This window comes from Thalassovita sp. ABM4_323 (genome assembly GCF_056158665.1).
On the sequence record NZ_JBSWTS010000007.1, the window covers coordinates 1,358,697 to 1,374,907 of the forward strand.

The 16,211-nt window shown below is 61.7% G+C and carries 17 protein-coding genes; 7 read left to right on the plus strand and 10 right to left on the minus strand.

From position 1 onward, the window contains the following. Position 1 precedes the first annotated feature (1 nt). The 5 genes from rodA to ACXADQ_RS09115 are packed head-to-tail and all read right to left on the minus strand — an operon-like array spanning position 2 to position 5,568. Entirely contained in the window at positions 2 to 1,141 is a 1,140-nt protein-coding gene (rodA, locus tag ACXADQ_RS09095) for a rod shape-determining protein RodA (protein WP_475319233.1), read from the minus strand. After that, positions 1,138 to 3,081 (minus strand): penicillin-binding protein 2, encoded by a 1,944-nt coding sequence (mrdA, locus tag ACXADQ_RS09100; protein WP_475319235.1) that lies wholly within the window; start codon positions 3,079 to 3,081, stop codon positions 1,138 to 1,140. The genes rodA and mrdA overlap by 4 nt, the downstream gene beginning before the upstream one ends. After that, on the minus strand, positions 3,078 to 3,617 hold the full coding sequence (locus tag ACXADQ_RS09105; RefSeq protein WP_475319237.1) for a rod shape-determining protein MreD: 540 nt from the start codon (positions 3,615 to 3,617) through the stop codon (positions 3,078 to 3,080). The genes mrdA and ACXADQ_RS09105 overlap by 4 nt, the downstream gene beginning before the upstream one ends. Further along, on the minus strand, positions 3,610 to 4,491 hold the full coding sequence (mreC, locus tag ACXADQ_RS09110; RefSeq protein ID WP_475319241.1) for a rod shape-determining protein MreC: 882 nt from the start codon (positions 4,489 to 4,491) through the stop codon (positions 3,610 to 3,612). Before mreC ends, ACXADQ_RS09105 begins: the two co-directional genes overlap by 8 nt. A gap of 30 nt (positions 4,492 to 4,521) precedes the next feature. Continuing rightward, positions 4,522 to 5,568, minus strand: coding sequence for a rod shape-determining protein (locus ACXADQ_RS09115; protein ID WP_475319243.1), 1,047 nt, complete (start codon positions 5,566 to 5,568; stop codon positions 4,522 to 4,524). 227 nt (positions 5,569 to 5,795) lie between these two features. Here ACXADQ_RS09115 and ACXADQ_RS09120 point away from each other — a divergent pair, with 227 nt between their 5' ends. Continuing rightward, the gene (locus ACXADQ_RS09120; protein WP_475319246.1) at positions 5,796 to 6,581 is read left to right on the plus strand and encodes a 23S rRNA (adenine(2030)-N(6))-methyltransferase RlmJ; all 786 of its coding nucleotides are present in this window, start codon (positions 5,796 to 5,798) and stop codon (positions 6,579 to 6,581) included. A gap of 3 nt (positions 6,582 to 6,584) precedes the next feature. On the opposite strand, the gene ACXADQ_RS09125 is transcribed toward ACXADQ_RS09120, so the two are convergent. After that, positions 6,585 to 7,490 (minus strand): zinc-ribbon domain-containing protein, encoded by a 906-nt coding sequence (locus tag ACXADQ_RS09125; protein WP_475319248.1) that lies wholly within the window; start codon positions 7,488 to 7,490, stop codon positions 6,585 to 6,587. Between the two features lie 169 nt (positions 7,491 to 7,659). On the opposite strand from ACXADQ_RS09125, the gene ACXADQ_RS09130 reads away from it, so the two are divergent. The 6 genes from ACXADQ_RS09130 to ACXADQ_RS09155 all read left to right on the plus strand — a co-directional run bounded on the left by ACXADQ_RS09130 (position 7,660) and on the right by ACXADQ_RS09155 (position 11,926). After that, on the plus strand, positions 7,660 to 8,337 hold the full coding sequence (locus ACXADQ_RS09130) for a cell division ATP-binding protein FtsE (protein WP_475326061.1): 678 nt from the start codon (positions 7,660 to 7,662) through the stop codon (positions 8,335 to 8,337). Then, on the plus strand, positions 8,334 to 9,236 hold the full coding sequence (locus tag ACXADQ_RS09135; protein WP_475319249.1) for a cell division protein FtsX: 903 nt from the start codon (positions 8,334 to 8,336) through the stop codon (positions 9,234 to 9,236). Before ACXADQ_RS09130 ends, ACXADQ_RS09135 begins: the two co-directional genes overlap by 4 nt. Next, a complete protein-coding gene (locus ACXADQ_RS09140; RefSeq protein WP_475319251.1) occupies positions 9,236 to 9,976 on the plus strand; it encodes a lysophospholipid acyltransferase family protein in 741 nt (246 codons plus the stop codon). Before ACXADQ_RS09135 ends, ACXADQ_RS09140 begins: the two co-directional genes overlap by 1 nt. Beyond that, the gene (locus tag ACXADQ_RS09145) at positions 9,969 to 10,574 is read left to right on the plus strand and encodes a pyridoxamine 5'-phosphate oxidase family protein (protein WP_475319253.1); all 606 of its coding nucleotides are present in this window, start codon (positions 9,969 to 9,971) and stop codon (positions 10,572 to 10,574) included. The genes ACXADQ_RS09140 and ACXADQ_RS09145 overlap by 8 nt, the downstream gene beginning before the upstream one ends. Positions 10,575 to 10,733: 159 nt before the next feature. Beyond that, positions 10,734 to 11,162: a CBS domain-containing protein gene (locus tag ACXADQ_RS09150; protein WP_475319255.1), complete on the plus strand. Its 429-nt coding sequence runs from the start codon at positions 10,734 to 10,736 to the stop codon at positions 11,160 to 11,162. Between the two features lie 89 nt (positions 11,163 to 11,251). Continuing rightward, entirely contained in the window at positions 11,252 to 11,926 is a 675-nt protein-coding gene (locus ACXADQ_RS09155; protein ID WP_475319257.1) for a nitroreductase, read from the plus strand. Positions 11,927 to 12,013: 87 nt separating this feature from the next. On the opposite strand, the gene ACXADQ_RS09160 is transcribed toward ACXADQ_RS09155, so the two are convergent. The 4 genes from ACXADQ_RS09160 to odhB form a co-directional block, all read right to left on the minus strand. After that, complete coding sequence (locus ACXADQ_RS09160; RefSeq protein WP_475319261.1) at positions 12,014 to 12,607, minus strand: hypothetical protein; 594 nt, start codon at positions 12,605 to 12,607, stop codon at positions 12,014 to 12,016. A 28-nt stretch (positions 12,608 to 12,635) separates the two neighbouring features. Continuing rightward, positions 12,636 to 14,030: a dihydrolipoyl dehydrogenase gene (lpdA, locus tag ACXADQ_RS09165; protein WP_475319265.1), complete on the minus strand. Its 1,395-nt coding sequence runs from the start codon at positions 14,028 to 14,030 to the stop codon at positions 12,636 to 12,638. Positions 14,031 to 14,251: 221 nt separating this feature from the next. Then, complete coding sequence (locus ACXADQ_RS09170) at positions 14,252 to 14,521, minus strand: hypothetical protein (RefSeq protein ID WP_475319268.1); 270 nt, start codon at positions 14,519 to 14,521, stop codon at positions 14,252 to 14,254. Between the two features lie 185 nt (positions 14,522 to 14,706). Next, complete coding sequence (gene odhB, locus ACXADQ_RS09175; protein ID WP_475319270.1) at positions 14,707 to 16,209, minus strand: 2-oxoglutarate dehydrogenase complex dihydrolipoyllysine-residue succinyltransferase; 1,503 nt, start codon at positions 16,207 to 16,209, stop codon at positions 14,707 to 14,709. Between the last annotated feature and the right edge of the window lie 2 nt (positions 16,210 to 16,211).

Genomic DNA, 16,211 nt, shown 5'->3' on the forward strand with positions numbered 1-16,211 from the left:
GTTACCTCGGGCGGTGGACATGCGCGCTTTGAACCAGCCCGAAAGCCGCCATCAGCACCAACATCGCCGATCCGCCATAGCTGACCATGGGCAGCGGCACGCCAACCACCGGCGCCAGCCCCATGACCATCGACATGTTCACGGCAAAGAACAAGAAAAAGGTCATCGCGATCCCCAGCGTCATCAACGAGGCAAAGCGATCCTTGTTCGCCATCGCCGCAGCGACGCAAAACACGATGATCAGGGCATAGAGAACCAGCAACGACATGCCACCGATGAAGCCGAATTCCTCGGCCAGCGTGGTGAAAATGAAATCGGTGTGCTTTTCGGGCAAAAAGTTCAGGCGTGACTGGGTGCCTTGCATATACCCGCGCCCGGCCCAGCCTCCGGACCCCAAGGCGATTTTGGATTGCGTGATGTGATATCCCGCCCCCAATGGCTCTTGGGCGGGGTCCAGAAAGATGTCGATACGTTTGTACTGATAGTCCTTCAGCAATTGCCACCCGGTGCCGCGCGATTGAAAAACCGCGACCACCAGGCCGACACCGGCGGCGATCACGGCCGCGAAATACCCCCAATGCACCCCGGCAAAGAACATCATCGCTCCGCCCGCCGTGACCAGCAGGATCGAGGTGCCCAGGTCGGGCTGTTTCAGCACCAGCGCCGTGGGCAAAATGATAAACAGCACAGGGATGAACACCCATAACGGATGCGAGGTTTTCTTGGACGGCAGCCAGTCGTAATAGGCGGCCAACAGCATCACCAGCGTGATCTTTGTCAGCTCAGAGGGTTGCAGCCGCATAAAGCCCAGGTCGATCCAACGTTGCGCCCCCATGCCCACGGTGCCGAAGAATTCCACAAACAGCAGCAGCGCCAAAGACAGCAGATAGCCGACCCCGGCCATGTTGCGCCAGAACCAGATCGGGATCATGGCCACGAACAGCATCACCCCAAGCCCCAGGGCAAAGCGCTTTATCTGCGGTTCGACCCACGGAGAAAACGACCCGCCGGCAACCGAATACAGCATCAAGAACCCGACCGAGGCCACAGTGATCAGCAACAGGGTCAGGGGCCAGTTCAGGAACAACAATTTGCGCAGCCCAGAGGGGACGGATTTGACCGAGTACTCAAGATAACTCATGTGCGCACCCGCCCAACCGAGCCAAAATCAGGCCGCTCGCGCTTCAGGCGGTCTTGCAGAGCTTTGATGCGGTCGCGATCCTTTGCTGGATAGGCGTCCAGCGGCGGGTCTTCTCCGTACAGCGCCTGAAGCGTGATATCGCGCGCAATGGGCGCTGCCGCCTTAGAGCCGCCCCCGCCGTGCTCGACCACGACGGCCACCGCATAGCGCGGATTGTCGAACGGAGCGAAATTGACGAACAGCGCATGGTCGCGACGTTCCCAGGGCAGGTCCTCGTTCTTGGTGACGCCCCGCGCGCGCTCGGCGGCGGTGATGTTGCGCACCTGGCTGGTGCCGGTCTTACCCGCCATGCGCAGCTCGTCAGGTAAAATGCGGCTGCCATAGGCCGTACCCCGGCGCGAATTCGATACCTCGAACATGGCGCGCCGAATTTGGCGCAGGTGGTTTTCGTTCAGCCCCAGAGACTCGCCCGCACCCGTGGGCCGTTCGACCCCATCCACCGATTTCAGCAGGCGCGGTGTGATCATGCGGCCCGTGGCGATGCGCGCGCTCATCACCGCCAGTTGCAGCGGCGAGGCCAGCACATAGCCCTGCCCGATCGAGGCGTTCACCGTGTCGCCGATCACCCAGTCCTGACCGTAATTCGACCGCTTCCAATCCTTCGTCGGGGCGCGGCCCCGGGCGACGGCGGACATCGGGATGTCGTATCGCTGACCCAGGCCCAGACGCTGAGCCATGGCGCTGATCTTCTCGATCCCGACGCGCTGGGCGATGTCGTAGTAATACACGTCACAGCTTTCGCGCAGGGAATCCTTCAGATCTACATGGCCATGCCCCGCGCGTTTCCAGCAGTGGAAGCGCCGGTTCGCAATTTCAACATGGCCTGGGCACCAGACGGTTTCCTCGGGCGAGATCACGCCGTCCTCGAGCGCGGCCAGGGCCGTCACCATTTTGAAGGTCGACCCGGGCGGATACAGCCCCTGCACCGACTTAGAGGCCAGGGGGCGGTACTTATTTTCTGTTAATGCCTTATAATCGCTGACAGAAATGCCGCGGACAAACAGGTTTGGGTCAAAACTGGGCGCCGAAGCAATCGCCAGCAGGTCCCCGGTTTGCGTATCAATCACGACGGCCGCGGCGCTTTCGTTCCCCAATCGGGCCTGCACATAGTTTTGCAACTCGTGATCAATGGTCAGCTGCAGCTTGGCGCCCGGCTGGCCTTCGACGCGGTCCAGTTCGCGCATAACGCGGCCCACGGCGTTGACCTCGACACGTTTGGTGCCGGCTTTGCCACGCAGGCGGTCCTCCATCTTGGCCTCCAGCCCGACCTTGCCGATCTGAAAGCGCGGGATGCGCAGCAATTGGTCCGGGTTGTCGATCTTGGAGAGGTCATAATCGGAAACCGGCCCCACATAGCCCACCACATTGGCGAAATCCGGCCCCAAAGGGTACAGACGCGACAGGCCAACCTCGGGGGTGATGCCAGGCAGCGCGGGGGCATTGACGGACACCCGCGCGATATCGTCCCAGCTGACCCGGTCGGCGATGGTAACGGGCAAAAACGGGGGTGAGCGCTCCATCTCAGTCATGGCGCGGTTCAGATCGTCGGCGTCCAGTTCAACCAGGGCGGCCAGACGGCGGATCACGGTGTCCACGTCGCCCGCATCTTCGCGCACGATGGTCAGGCGATAGCTGGGTTCGTTGCGCGCGATGACCAGCCCATGGCGATCAAACACCTCGCCGCGAGCGGGCGGGATCAGACGGTCATTGACGCGATTTTCCTCGGCCAGCAGGCGGAACTGATCCGCCTGTTCGACCTGCAAGTACCGCATCCGCGCGCCCAACAGCCCGACAAAGCCCAACTGAAGCCCCCCCACGAACAAGGCACGGCGCGAGACGCGGCGCGCACTTTCGGCGGTATTCCGGTTAGGGCGTTTCATGCGCGGCCTCCCAAGGTGTCGCCATCCCCGGGTTGGACTGGCTGAACGCCAAAGGCAAACACGGTGATCAGGGCAACCAGCGGATAGGTCGCGACGGTCATCAGCGTCTGGATCGAGGTCAGGCCCAAGGGGGCTTGCGGGATCAGCAAAAGCGACAGGACCAGCCGGTTCACAAGCATCAAAACGATAATCAGTATCGAGATATTCAGCCACTCGACCGCAAAGGTCTGATCGCGCAAACTGGCCGAGCGTCGCTTGGCGGCGCCACTGGCCAGAACCAACAGAACGGCCCACAAACCCGGCGGTCGTTGCAACAGAAAATCAGACAACAACGCAACGGCGGCAACGCTGAGGACAGGCACATAATCCGGCCGTCGGACTGCCCAAGCCAGCGTGAAAGCCAACAACAGGTCTGGCCCCGTAAACCGACGTGGCACGGTTTCCAGCGGCAGAAGTTGAAAGAACATGACGGCCAGGGCCACGGCCAGATAACCAGCGCGCATGATCCAAAGCCGGGCTGTGGAGGACTCAGTCATAGGCGGCCTCGTCCACAGTGGGGGCCAACAGCGCACCCGGGTCGGTGATCACTTCGGTGCCGGGATTGCGCAACACGCGCAGGAATTCCAGCCGCTCGTAGTCGGCAACCAGACGCACGCGCAGCCGCCCTCCGGGGTCCAGCGCCACATGCCCGATCAGCAGCCCGGCGGGGAAAACACCGCCATCACCCGAGCTGACCACCCGATCCCCGGGGCGCACGGCATCGGGGTTCTCCACAAAGGACAGCAGGGGGGCCAGGGTGTTGTCGCCGCTGACGATGGCCGTCTGACCCGAGCGCTGGATTTGGGCCGGAATACGCGAGGACGCATCCGTCAGCAGGATCACCCGGCTGGTGTTTTGCCCCACGCCCGAGATCCGCCCCACCAGCCCGATGCCATCCATCGTGGCCCAGCCGTCAATGATCCCGTCGCGCTGCCCCACATTCAGCAGCACCGATTGCCGGAAGGGTGATCCGCTGTCAGCCAGCACCACGCCTGTGACCACGGTCAGGCGTGGATCCAGACGGACCTTGTTCAGATCCAGCAGACGGGCGTTTTCCTGTTCCAGCTGTCCGGCGGCCTCTTTCCAGGCTTTCATCTTTTGCAGTTCGCGGCGCAATTCGCGGTTCTGTTCAACGATGCGTTGGTAGGACTGGAAATCGCGCAACAGATTCACCGCGCCCGTCACCGGCGCCATGGCCCAGTCAAAGCTGGGCACCACGGTATCAATCACCTGCGCGCGGAACCTTTCAACCCGGGGGCTGTCGATCCGCCAAACCAGAAAGATCCCGATCAGGCACAGAACAACCACCCCTGTCAGCAACCGCTTCAGAGGGGTGATGAAATCGTCGCCTTGTGTCTTGTCCTTGGCCAAGCGTCCCCCTTTCAGGGAAAGTTGGGCATGTTAGCTGTCGTAGTCAATCGCGTGGCGCAGCTGTTTTTCATATTCCAGCGCCTTGCCAGTGCCCAGGGCCACGCAGTTCAGGCTTTCATCCGCGATGGAAACGGCCAGACCGGTTTGTTCGCGCAGGGCCAGGTCCAGCTCGCCCAACAGCGCACCACCACCGGTCAGCATCACACCGCGATCCACGATATCGGCTGCCAGATCAGGCGGAGTTGCCTCCAGCGCGGTCATCACGGCCTCGCAGATTTGCTGCACAGGCTCGGCCAATGCCTCGGCCACCTGGGCCTGGCTGATCTCGGTTTCCTTGGGCACACCGTTCAGCAGGTCACGCCCGCGGATCTGCATCGAGGCCCCACGCCCATCGTCGGGCATGCGCGCGGTGCCGATGCTGGTTTTGATGCGCTCAGCGGTGGATTCGCCCACCAGCAGGTTCTGCTGACGGCGCAGGTAGTTGATGATCGCCTCGTCCATGCGGTCCCCGCCCACGCGGACCGAGCGCGCATAGACAATATCGCCCAGCGACAGAACGGCCACTTCGGTGGTGCCGCCGCCGATATCCACGACCATGTTGCCGGTGGGATCGGTGATGGGCATGCCTGCACCAATGGCGGCCGCGATGGGCTCGGCGATCAGGCCAGCACGACGCGCACCTGCGGACAGAACCGACTGACGGATCGCACGTTTTTCAACCGGGGTCGCGCCATGGGGGACGCAGACGATGATTTTGGGCTTTGAGAAGGTCGAGCGTTTGTGCACCTTGCGGATGAAATGCTTGATCATTTCCTCGGCGACGTCGAAATCAGCGATGACACCGTCACGCATCGGGCGGATCGCCTCGATCGAGCCGGGGGTCCGGCCCAGCATCAGCTTGGCGTCTTCGCCTACGGCCAGCACTTTTTTCACGCCATCCTTGACGTGATAGGCCACTACCGAGGGTTCGCTGAGGATAATGCCCTTCCCCTTGACGTAAACCAGCGTGTTCGCTGTACCCAGGTCAATCGCCATGTCCGACGAAAACAGGCCAGGCATTTTTTCCAACAAAGCCATAATGCGTGATATCCCGCGCTCGAGTATTCCCCAAAAGGGCCCCGACTCTGCCAGTGGGACCAGATGCCCTTATAGGGGTGGGGGGCTGAATGGAAAAGGCCCGATCCCCTCGGAAACAGGTCAAATCAGCGCGATTTTGCCACCTGGTTGCCCCACAGAAGCCGGGCAGTGATTGCATCCGGTCAACTGCCTGGATTATCAGCGGGTTGAAACAGCGGAGCTTGGCCATGTTGTCCTATCAGCACATCTATCACGCGGGAAACCTGGCGGACGTGCAGAAACACGCCTTGCTGTGTGCCATGCTGGACTACATGACGCGCAAGGATAAACCGCTCAGCTATATGGAAACCCATGCGGGACGGGGGCTGTATCAGCTGGACGCGCCCGAAGCCGTCAAAACCGGCGAGGCCGCGGCCGGTATCGAGCTGATCCTGTCGCGTGGGTTGCTGCCGGATGACCACCCCTATCTGGCCGCACTGGCGCGGGTGCGGGCGGCGCATGGGGATCGGGCCTATCCCGGATCGCCGCTGTTGGCCGCCGAATGTCTGCGCCCGCAGGACAAGATCACCCTGGCTGAGCTGCATCCTCAGGAAAACGCGGCCCTGGAATACGCCATGTCCGTAACGAATGCGCGGGTTCTGAAACAGGACGGGTTCGCGATGGCGCAGGCGCTAACGCCGCCCGATCCGCGCCGGGGCGTTTTGCTGATTGATCCCAGTTACGAGGTCAAAGCCGATTACGACGCCATCCCCAAGGCCATCGCCAAGCTGCATCGCAAATGGAATGTGGGCGTGATCGCGCTGTGGTATCCGATCCTGACCTCGGGGGCACATGGGCCGATGCTGGCCGCGCTCGAGACTCTGAACCTGCCCAAAACCCTGCGCCACGAGGTGAAATTTCCCCCCGCGCGCGACGGGCATCGGATGATCGAGTTGGGGATGTTCATCGTAAACGCGCCCTACGGGCTGGAGGACGAGGCCGCTCGTTTAACCAAGCTGTTCAAGGCGATCTAGCGCTTATTCTTCGCTCGCAGCGGCCAGTTCATCCAACTTAACCAGCAGGGTTTTCACCTGGCCATCCAGCCAGTCCCGCCCCTTGTTGATCGTGCTGGAATAGCTTTCCAGCGGCCCGGCCAGTTGCGGCACCTGCGCCGCGATCTGACCCGAGAAAACATGCACAGACCACAGCAGCGCGATCACCAATACGCCCAAGAGGAACCCGCCGCCAAAGCCACTGGATTTTCGACGCGTCGGGATGCCTTCGGTTCCCGGGGTGGCGTGATCATCCGACTGGGCGGGTTTGCGCACTTCGGCGTCCAGCGAGGAATTGATTTCCTCGATATCGGGCAGCAATTCGCGACGCGAGCCAACATGTTCGCTCAGGTCTTCTTCGATTTCTTCGGGCTCTGGTTCAGGCTCGGGGTCCGGTGCGGGGCCTTTGCGGCTTTCCATGCGCTGGCGGGCCTCTTCGGCACGGCGCGCGGATTCGTCAGGGGCCGGGGGAGTGGCCCGGGGAGTGGCCGGAGTTGGGGCCTGAGTAGGAGCCGGGGCATCCAGGCCCAGATCGGGCTGAGTTTGCATATCCACCTCGGCCTCGGCGGCGCGTTGGCGGGCTTCGAATTCGGCCTCTTCGCGCAGAAGGTCGGCAATGGCTGGGTCCAGCTCGCGCCGGGCCTTGGGCACTGCGGGTTCAGGTTCGGGCTCGGGCGCGGGGTCTGGTTCAGGTTCGGGAATAGGGTCCGGTTCGGGCGTGTCGGCCACGACGTCTTGGCCCAGCTCTTCGGCCAGTTTTGCATCATGATCGGGGTGCGCCTGAAACCAGGTGTTCCCGCAGTTTGAACATTGCACGTCACGGCCCTGTTCCGGGATCACCCCGTCAGGGACTTCATATTGTGCGCCACAATTCGGGCAGATCAGCCGCATACTGCTCCCTCGGAACCATTTCCCACCATCGGCCACCTTGTGCGGTGGCTTCCTGCGTCACTATACGGTGTACGCCTTTGGCGGAAAAGTGCAAAGCAATCATGTGCCTGCTGCATTGCAACTGTGTCCTTACTGTTGCAGAAGAAGGCATGAACAAGGGATGCGATCCGTGATCGAGCTGGACAATGTTGCCTATAGTTATGGTGGGGGCGAGCTGCTGAGTGAAATTTCGCTTAAGCTGACACCCGGATCGTTCCATTTCCTGACTGGCCCCTCGGGCGCGGGCAAGACCACTTTTCTCAAGCTGTGCTATGGCGCTTTGGTGCCCACCGCCGGGGATGTGCGGGTGTTCGGGACGGATGTGCGCAACATGAGCCGCGATGATACGGCGCTGGTGCGTCGGCGGGTTGGTGTGGTCCATCAGGACTGTCAGTTTCTGGATCACCTCAGCGTCGAGGAAAACGTTGCCCTACCGCTGACTGTAGCCGGGCATGACACCTTGCAAGAGCTCAACAATCTGCGCGAGCTGATGAAATGGGTGGGGCTGCAATCACGCGCAGAGGCATTGCCGCCCGAACTCTCTGGTGGGGAGCGGCAACGGGCGGCGCTGGCGCGTGCGGTGATCATGTCGCCTGATGTGATCCTGGCAGACGAGCCGACAGGGAATATCGACTGGGAGATGTCCCAGCGGCTGCTGCAATTGCTGGTCGAACTGAATCGCATGGGGAAAACCATCATGGTGGCGACCCATGATCTGAACCTGATCCGAGCCGCTAAGCATCACGTTCAGGCGCGGGTGCTGCGGATTTCCAACCGACGGCTGCAACTGGCGGGGGCGGATCTATGAGCGCGCTGGGCCGGTTCATGTCCTTTGTCGTCGGGGACGCGCAGGCGGATCGCAGCGTGCCTCCGTCTGGCTTTACCGCGAACCTGACGCTGTTCAGCGCAGCGGCTATGTCGTTTCTGTGCGTCTTTGCGCTGGCGCTGTCCCTGGCCACGGGGCGGTTGGCGGATCGCTGGGGCGGCGAGCTGGTGCGCAGCTCGACCTTGCGGATTTCTGCGCCATCGGACCAGATTGAAACGCAGATCCAGGCCGCCTTGCGGGTGCTGGACACCACACCCGGGGTCGCTTCGGCGCGTGCCCTGACATCCGAGGAACACGGGGCCCTGCTGGAGCCCTGGTTCGGGCCAGACCTGCCCCTGGGCGATCTACCGATCCCACAACTGATCGAGATCACCGAAGACAGTGTCGGATATGACGCCGCCGGGTTGCGCTTGCGTCTGTCCGCCGAGGTGCCGGGGGCCGTGCTGGATGATCACACCCGCTGGCGCAAACCTTTGATCCAGGCGGCCAGTCGGTTGCGCTTGCTGGGCTGGATGTCGATCCTGCTGATCGGGGCGGCGCTGGCGGCGATGATCACACTGGCGGCGAATGCGGCCCTGTCGGCCAATGCCCGCGTGATTGCCGTGTTGCGTCAGGTCGGGGCGACGGATCGCTATGTCGCGCAGGCCTTTGTACGGCGCTTTACCCTGCGTGGTCTCAGCGGGTCAGCCGCCGGGACGGTTCTGGGTGGGCTGGCGATGTTCCTGCTGCCTTCGGCCACCGAGGATGTCGGATTTCTGACCGGACTTGGGTTTCAGGGGGCGCATTGGTTCGTGCCGCTGCTGATCCCGCCTTTGGCGGCGATAGTTGCCTTTCTGGCCACGCGCGCTGCGGCCCAGAAAACACTAAGGGAGTTGCCCTGATGGCTTATGCATGGCGCTGGCTGCGCTCGTTCGTGTTTATGATTTTGGTCTATGCCATTATGGGGGTCATGGGGATTTTGTTCTTTCCTGTGGCGCTGGTCAGCCGGGACGGAACCCGCTGGGTCTGTCGCACCTATGCGCGGATCATCATGGGCTTGGCCCATATCATGCTGGGTCTGCGCAACGAGATTCGCGGCACTCCGCCCACTGGCGAGGTAATGGTGGCGGCCAAGCATCAGTCGTTCTTTGATATCCTGATGATCTTTAACGCCTTGCCCACGGCCAAGTTCATCATGAAGCGAGAGCTGTTGTTCACGCCCGTTATCGGCCAATACGCCTATCGTATCGGCTGTGTGCCTGTGAACCGGGGCAAGCGCGGGCAAGCGATTCAGAAGATGGTTTCGGATGTCGAGCGCGGCGCGGCGCAGCCCGGGCAGCTGGTGATCTATCCCCAGGGCACACGGGTCGCGCCGGGGGTGGACGCGCCCTATAAGGTCGGCACGGCCGTTCTGTATGGCCAGCTGAAGCAGGAATGTGTGCCGGTGGCCACGAATGTCGGGGTGTTCTGGCCGCGATCGGGGATTTATCGCAAACCGGGACTGGCGATTGTCGAGTTCCTGCCCGTGATCGAGCAAGGGCTGGGGCGCAACGACTATATGGCCCGGCTGGAGTCCGAGGTCGAAACGGCCTCGAATGCGTTGATGCGTGAGGCGGGGTTCGACCCCGACGCGCATGAGTGATTTTATCGAAAGTATCGAGGCGTTAGAGGCGCTGTACGGATCGCCCAAGGCCCCGGCCTTGCGCAAGGTGGTGCCCGCTCTGACTCCGTTGTATCGCAAATGGATCGAGACCAGCCGGTACTGCATTCTGTCCACTGTTGGGCCGGATGGCACCGATGGCAGCCCGCGCGGGGATGATGGCCCCGTGGTGACGGTGCTGGATGAGAAGACCTTGGCCATGCCGGATTGGCGCGGGAATAACCGTCTGGATTCGTTGCGCAATATCGTTCTGGACGGGCGTGTTTCGCTGATGTTCATGGTTCCCGGATCCAATACTGTTGTTCGGGTGAACGGTCGGGCCAAGCTGACAGCGAATGACGCATTTCGCGCAAAGTTCGAGCACGGGGGGAAGCACCCGGCCACGGTCATTTTGGTGCGAATTGACGAGATCTATTCCCAATGTGCCAAGGCCACGATCCGGTCTGGGGTATGGACACGGGATGATAGTGCTGGATTGCCGTCGCTTGGGCAGATCCTGGCCGAAATCACGGATGGGGACGTGGGTGGTCAGGAGTATGACGCTGAACTGGCCGCGAGATTGCCAAAGACGCTGTGGTAGAAGAGGCGCGCTCGGGCGTCCCACCCAGACCCGCCCGAGCCCTCGCGCGCCTCTCTCGCCTTTGCAGGCTCGGGTTGGGGCGTGATTTTCTGATCCATGTCATCGACAGGCGCGTCTTTTGCCGAAATGCTGATGTTCAGACCAAGTGAAGAGGACCCCATGAGCACGACAATACGAAAGATTCTGGACGGACGAGAGGTCCATAGCGTGGCGCCGGATGCGGTGTTGCGGGATGCGGCGCGTGTGATGGCCAAACATCGGGCAGGGGCGTTGGTCGTTCTGGAGAATGACGTATTGGTGGGCATCTTGTCTGAACGGGACATCGTGTTTCGGGCGGTGGCGTCGGGTTTGCGCTCGGACGAAACCACGGTGGCCGAAGTGATGACGCCTGATCCGGTGACGGTGGGGTTGGAGGATGCGGTCTCGGATACTTTGGCGGCGCGGTTGGGGGATGCGTTTCGGCATCTGCCGGTTGTCGATGGCGACAAGGTTGTAGGGGTCTTGTCGTTCAGGGATATCCCACCTGAATATGTCATGATGTTTGAAAGATTCCGCGAGATGAGCGGCGCGACGGCGGATCAGCTGTAGGCGATGACGTTGCGTTTCCCCTTGAGCGTGTGATTGACCGGTGCGTCGCTTTCCCTGACCCTGCTTGTGTTGGGAAGAGGGAGGACATCATGGATTTGGACGACGTGATCAACGGGCGGCGCAGTATTCGGGGGTACAAGCCTGACCCGGTGCCGCGCGAGTTACTGGAAGAGATCATTGAGCTGGCCAATCGTGCGCCCTCATCAATGAATACGCAGCCGTGGCATTTTCATGTGTTGACCGGTGAGCCCCTGGAGCGCGTGCGTCAGGGGAACTCGGAGCGGATGCTGGCGGGGGTGCCGGTCAGCCGCGAGATCCCGGACCACGGGGCCTATGTGGGGGTGCACCGAGAGCGGCAGGTGGAGATTGCCAAGCAGCTGTTTGCGGCGATGGGGATCGCGCGCGAGAATAAGGTGATGCGTCAGGATTGGGTGATGCGCGGGTTCCGGCAGTTTGATGCACCTGTGTCCATTGTCGTGACCTTTGACAAGATGATCGAGGATCAGGGGACGATTGCGCATTTTGATCTGGGCGCGGTGACCTATGGGTTGGTTCTGGCCGCGTGGAACCGCGGGTTGGGTGCGGTAATCAATGGGCAGGGAATTATGCAGTCGCCGGTGGTGCGCGAGGTGGCCGGGATTCCCGAGGATGAGGTGATTTTGACCTGTGTTGCGCTTGGGTGGCCGGATGAGGAGTTTGCGGCCAATGGGGTGCGCTCGCGTCGGCGGTCGGTCGAGGAAACGGCGCGGTTTATCGGGTTTTGAGGGGGAAGGCGCGCGCTCGGGCGTCCCACCCGGACCCGCCCTAGCCCTCGCGCGCGCCTGTCGCCCTGGCGGGCTTGGGCGTGTTTTTTAGAGCGGCGTGGTGGGGTTCAGGCTGGTGCCGTCTGAGCGAGGGGACACGGAAAGATGTGTGAATTTTTCCCCATGATCGTGAATCCAAAGGCTGACTACCCCGCGTTGGGGTGTGAAACGCTTGGCATTTTCCCAATTGCTCCACGCCACGAAGAGGTCGACCGGGTTCATCGTCGCCTTGGGGTCGATCTTGAGCTGGGGAAAGTGTCTGCTGACCAGTTCTGTCATGTGTGACAAGAGCGCGTGGCCCATGTCGTCCTGTATGAATGACGCGTCGCCATTGAGGTTCATGGAACACTGGGTGCCCTTGAGGTCCAGAAATACCTTTGTGACGGGGTCGATCCAGATCCGCGCGTCGGGGCCGAAACTGTCGGAGCGGACCATGCGGGCGGGGATACGGCTTTGGTAATCGCGGGCGGGTTCGCCCTTGATGCAGATCTGTTCGAAGAGCTCTGCGACTTGCTGGGCTTTGCTTTTGGCAAAGGCGTGATCCAGCAGGGCGCGACCGCCGAGGCCGAAAAAAGCCCAATAAAAACAACGAAAAACAAATAAACTGGGCGGGGCATGCGGTGCCTGTGGAAAAAGGGCCACCCGCGGAACGGATGGCCCCAAGATGTGTTTAGGCGTGGATTGCGCCGTCGCCGCAGGCCAGGGCGGCTTCGCGCACGGCCTCGGAGAAGGTGGGGTGCGCGTGGCAGGTCAGGGCGATGTCCTCGGCCGAGGCGCCAAATTCCATGCCGACGCAGATCTCGTGGATCAGATCACCGGCGCCCGGGCCGATGATGTGGCAGCCCAGGATACGATCCGTGGCCTTGTCGACCAGCATTTTGACGAAGCCTTCGCCCTGGAACACGGCCTTGGCGCGGGCGTTGCCCATGAAGGGGAACTTGCCGACCTTATAGGCGACGCCTTCTTCTTTCAGCTGTTCCTCGGTCTTGCCGACGGTGGCGACCTCGGGGGCGGTGTAGATCACACCGGGGATCACGTCATAGTTCACGTGGCCATGTTTCCCGGCGATGCATTCAGCGGCGGCCATGCCTTCGTCTTCGGCTTTGTGGGCCAGCATCGGGCCGTCGATCGCATCACCGATCGCATAGATGCCGGGGACGTTGGTCTGCCATTTGGCGTTGGTCTTGATCTGGCCACGGGGCGACATTTCCACGCCCAGAGCCTCGAGGCCCAAACCATCGGTGAAGGGGCGGCGGCCGGTGGCGCACAGAACCACGTCAGCGTCCAGCACGTGCTCGCTGTCGTCTTTGCGCAGCTTGTAGGTGACCTTGGCCTTGGTCTTGGTGGCGTCGACCTTTTGAACGGCCGCACCCAGAACAAAATCCAAGCCCTGCTTTTTCAGCATTTTCAAGAAGTTCTTCTGGATCTCGCCGTCCATGCCGGGGGTGATGTTGTCGAGGAATTCGACCACGGTTACCTCGGTGCCCAGACGTTTGTAGACCGAGCCCAGCTCCAGCCCGATGACGCCCGCGCCGATCACGACCATTTTCTTGGGGATCTTGGGCAGCTCCAGCGCGCCGGTCGAGGTCACGACGACTTTTTCATCCACGGTCACGTCTGCGCCGGGCACCGGCGAGGCTTCGGAGCCCGAGGCGATGATGATGTTCTTGGCCTCGTGGACCTCGTCACCGACTTTGACCTTGCCGGCCTCGGGGATCGAGCCCCAGCCTTTGAGCCAGTCGATCTTGTTCTTTTTGAACAGGAACTCGATGCCCTGGGTGTTGCCCTTGATGACGTCGGATTTGTAGGTCAGCATCTGCTTCCAATCGACCGAGGGCGATTTGCCCTTCAGGCCCATGGTGGCAAAGTTGTGCTCGGCTTCGTGCAGCTGGTGGCTGGCATGCAGCAGCGCCTTGGACGGGATACAGCCCACGTTCAGGCAGGTGCCGCCCAGAGTTTCGCGGCCCTCTACACAGGCGGTTTTCAGGCCCAGCTGGGCGCAGCGGATGGCAGCGACATAGCCGCCGGGGCCAGCGCCGATTACGATGACGTCATATTGTGCCATGGGGTTCTCCGTCAGATCTTGGTGTTGGTGTATATATGCGCGGGGGAAAAAGAGGGGCGGTCTGCCCGTCGGCGTGTGCGTGCCTCTGCGAGGGGATATACGGGCCAGAAACAAGCACTATGTGGCCACCTCTTTGGGTCCAGTTCGTTTCATTCGTTGCACCGCATTGGGCGCTGGTTTGCGGGTCAGGGCGCCGATGAAGGCGCCCTGTCGTGTGGCCATCAGGCCGGTATCAGCATTTTCAGAACGATGTTTGCAACGCCATCGCGTTCGCGATGCATCGCCAGTTCTTCGGATTCCAGAAAAGCACGGGCTTTATCCAGATCCGAGACCGCAAACAGCGCAACCGCGTGGTTTTCGCGATCCGGATCGCGCCAGACATTCATGTCGACGATCCCCGACGCCTGACGGGTCTTTTTGTCCTGATGGAATACGGTCAGCCAAGCATCGAAATCTGCGACGTCAGCTTGCCAGAGAATATGGGTAGCCATTGTTCGCCTCCTTTTTCAGTGATGAGACCAGATTGATCCCGATGCTTTGTCTATGCTTTGATCCCACTCAAGAAATGCAATGAAATTCGCTGCTTGAACATCTTGCCAAGATCCAAAGTCCTGTCGGCGCGATCATATCAGCGAGGTGTGGGAAAGGGTGGGCTTTGGCGCCCACCCAAGGGGTCTTACAGATCCATCAGCAGGCGACGAGGATCTTCCAGCGCTTCTTTGACGCGCACCAGGAAGGTCACGGCGCCTTTGCCGTCGACGATGCGGTGGTCATAAGACAGGGCCAGGTACATCATCGGGCGGATCTTGATTTCGCCGTTGATGACCATGGGACGGTCCTGGATCTTGTGCATGCCCAGAATACCCGACTGCGGGGGGTTCAGGATCGGCGAGGACATCAGCGAGCCGTAGACACCACCGTTCGAGATGGTGAAGGTGCCGCCTTGCATTTCCGCCATGGACAGTTTGCCGTCACGGGCACGTTTGCCTTTTTCGGCGATGGCGGCTTCGATCTCGGCAAACGACATCTTGTCGGCGTCACGGATGACCGGAACCACCAGACCCTGCGGGGTGCCCGCAGCGATGCCCATGTGGACAAAGTTCTTGTACACGATGTCGGTGCCGTCGATTTCAGCGTTGACCTCGGGGACCTCTTTCAGCGCGTGGCAGCAGGCCTTGGTGAAGAAGGACATGAAGCCCAGACGGACGCCATGTTTCTTCTCGAACAGGTCTTTGTACTCTTTGCGCAGGGCCATGGTCTCGGTCATGTCCACCTCGTTATAGGTGGTCAGGATCGCAGCGGTGTTCTGAGCATCCTTCAGGCGGCGCGCGATGGTCTGGCGCAGACGGGTCATTTTCACGCGCTCTTCGCGGGCAGCGTCATCTGCGGGAACCGGGGCACGCGGCGCAGCAGCGGGGGCCGCGGCAGGTGCAGGCGCAGCGGCCGAGGCCACAGCGGCGGCAACATCAGCTTTGGTGGCGCGGCCGTCTTTGCCGGTGCCGGTGACCTGATCGCGGCTGATGCCAGCCTCGGCCATGGCTTTCTCGGCGGCGGGGCCGTCCTTGATGTCTTTGCCAGCGGCGGCTGCGGGGGCTGCGGCAGGGGCAGCAGCAGCCGGGGCAGCGGCCACAGCAGCACCCGAGGACGAGATCACGGCCAGTTTGGCGGTGGCATCCACGGTGGTGCCTTCAGGCGCAACGATTTCGGCCAGAACACCAGCGGCGGGGGCCGGAACCTCGACCGAAACCTTGTCGGTTTCCAGTTCGCACAGCATTTCGTCTTGGGCAACGGCGTCGCCGACGGCCTTGAACCAGGTCGAAACGGTGGCTTCGGTGACGGATTCGCCCAGGGCAGGGACCATCACGTCAACGCTGTCACCGCCAGCGGGGGCAGCGGCAGGCGCTGGGGTTGCGGCCGCAGGGGCCGGAGCCGCCGCTTCGCCGCCTTCGCTGATATTGGCCAGCAGGGCATCAACACCAACGGTGTCACCTTCGTTGGCCACGATCTCGGCCAGCACGCCAGCGGCGGGGGCAGGCACTTCGACGGTGACTTTATCGGTTTCCAGCTCGCACAGCATTTCATCGGCTGCGACTGCCTCGCCCGGTTTTTTGAACCAGGTGGCGACCGTGGCTTCGGTTACGGATTCGCCAAGGGTGGGGACGCGAACTTCGGTCGTCATGG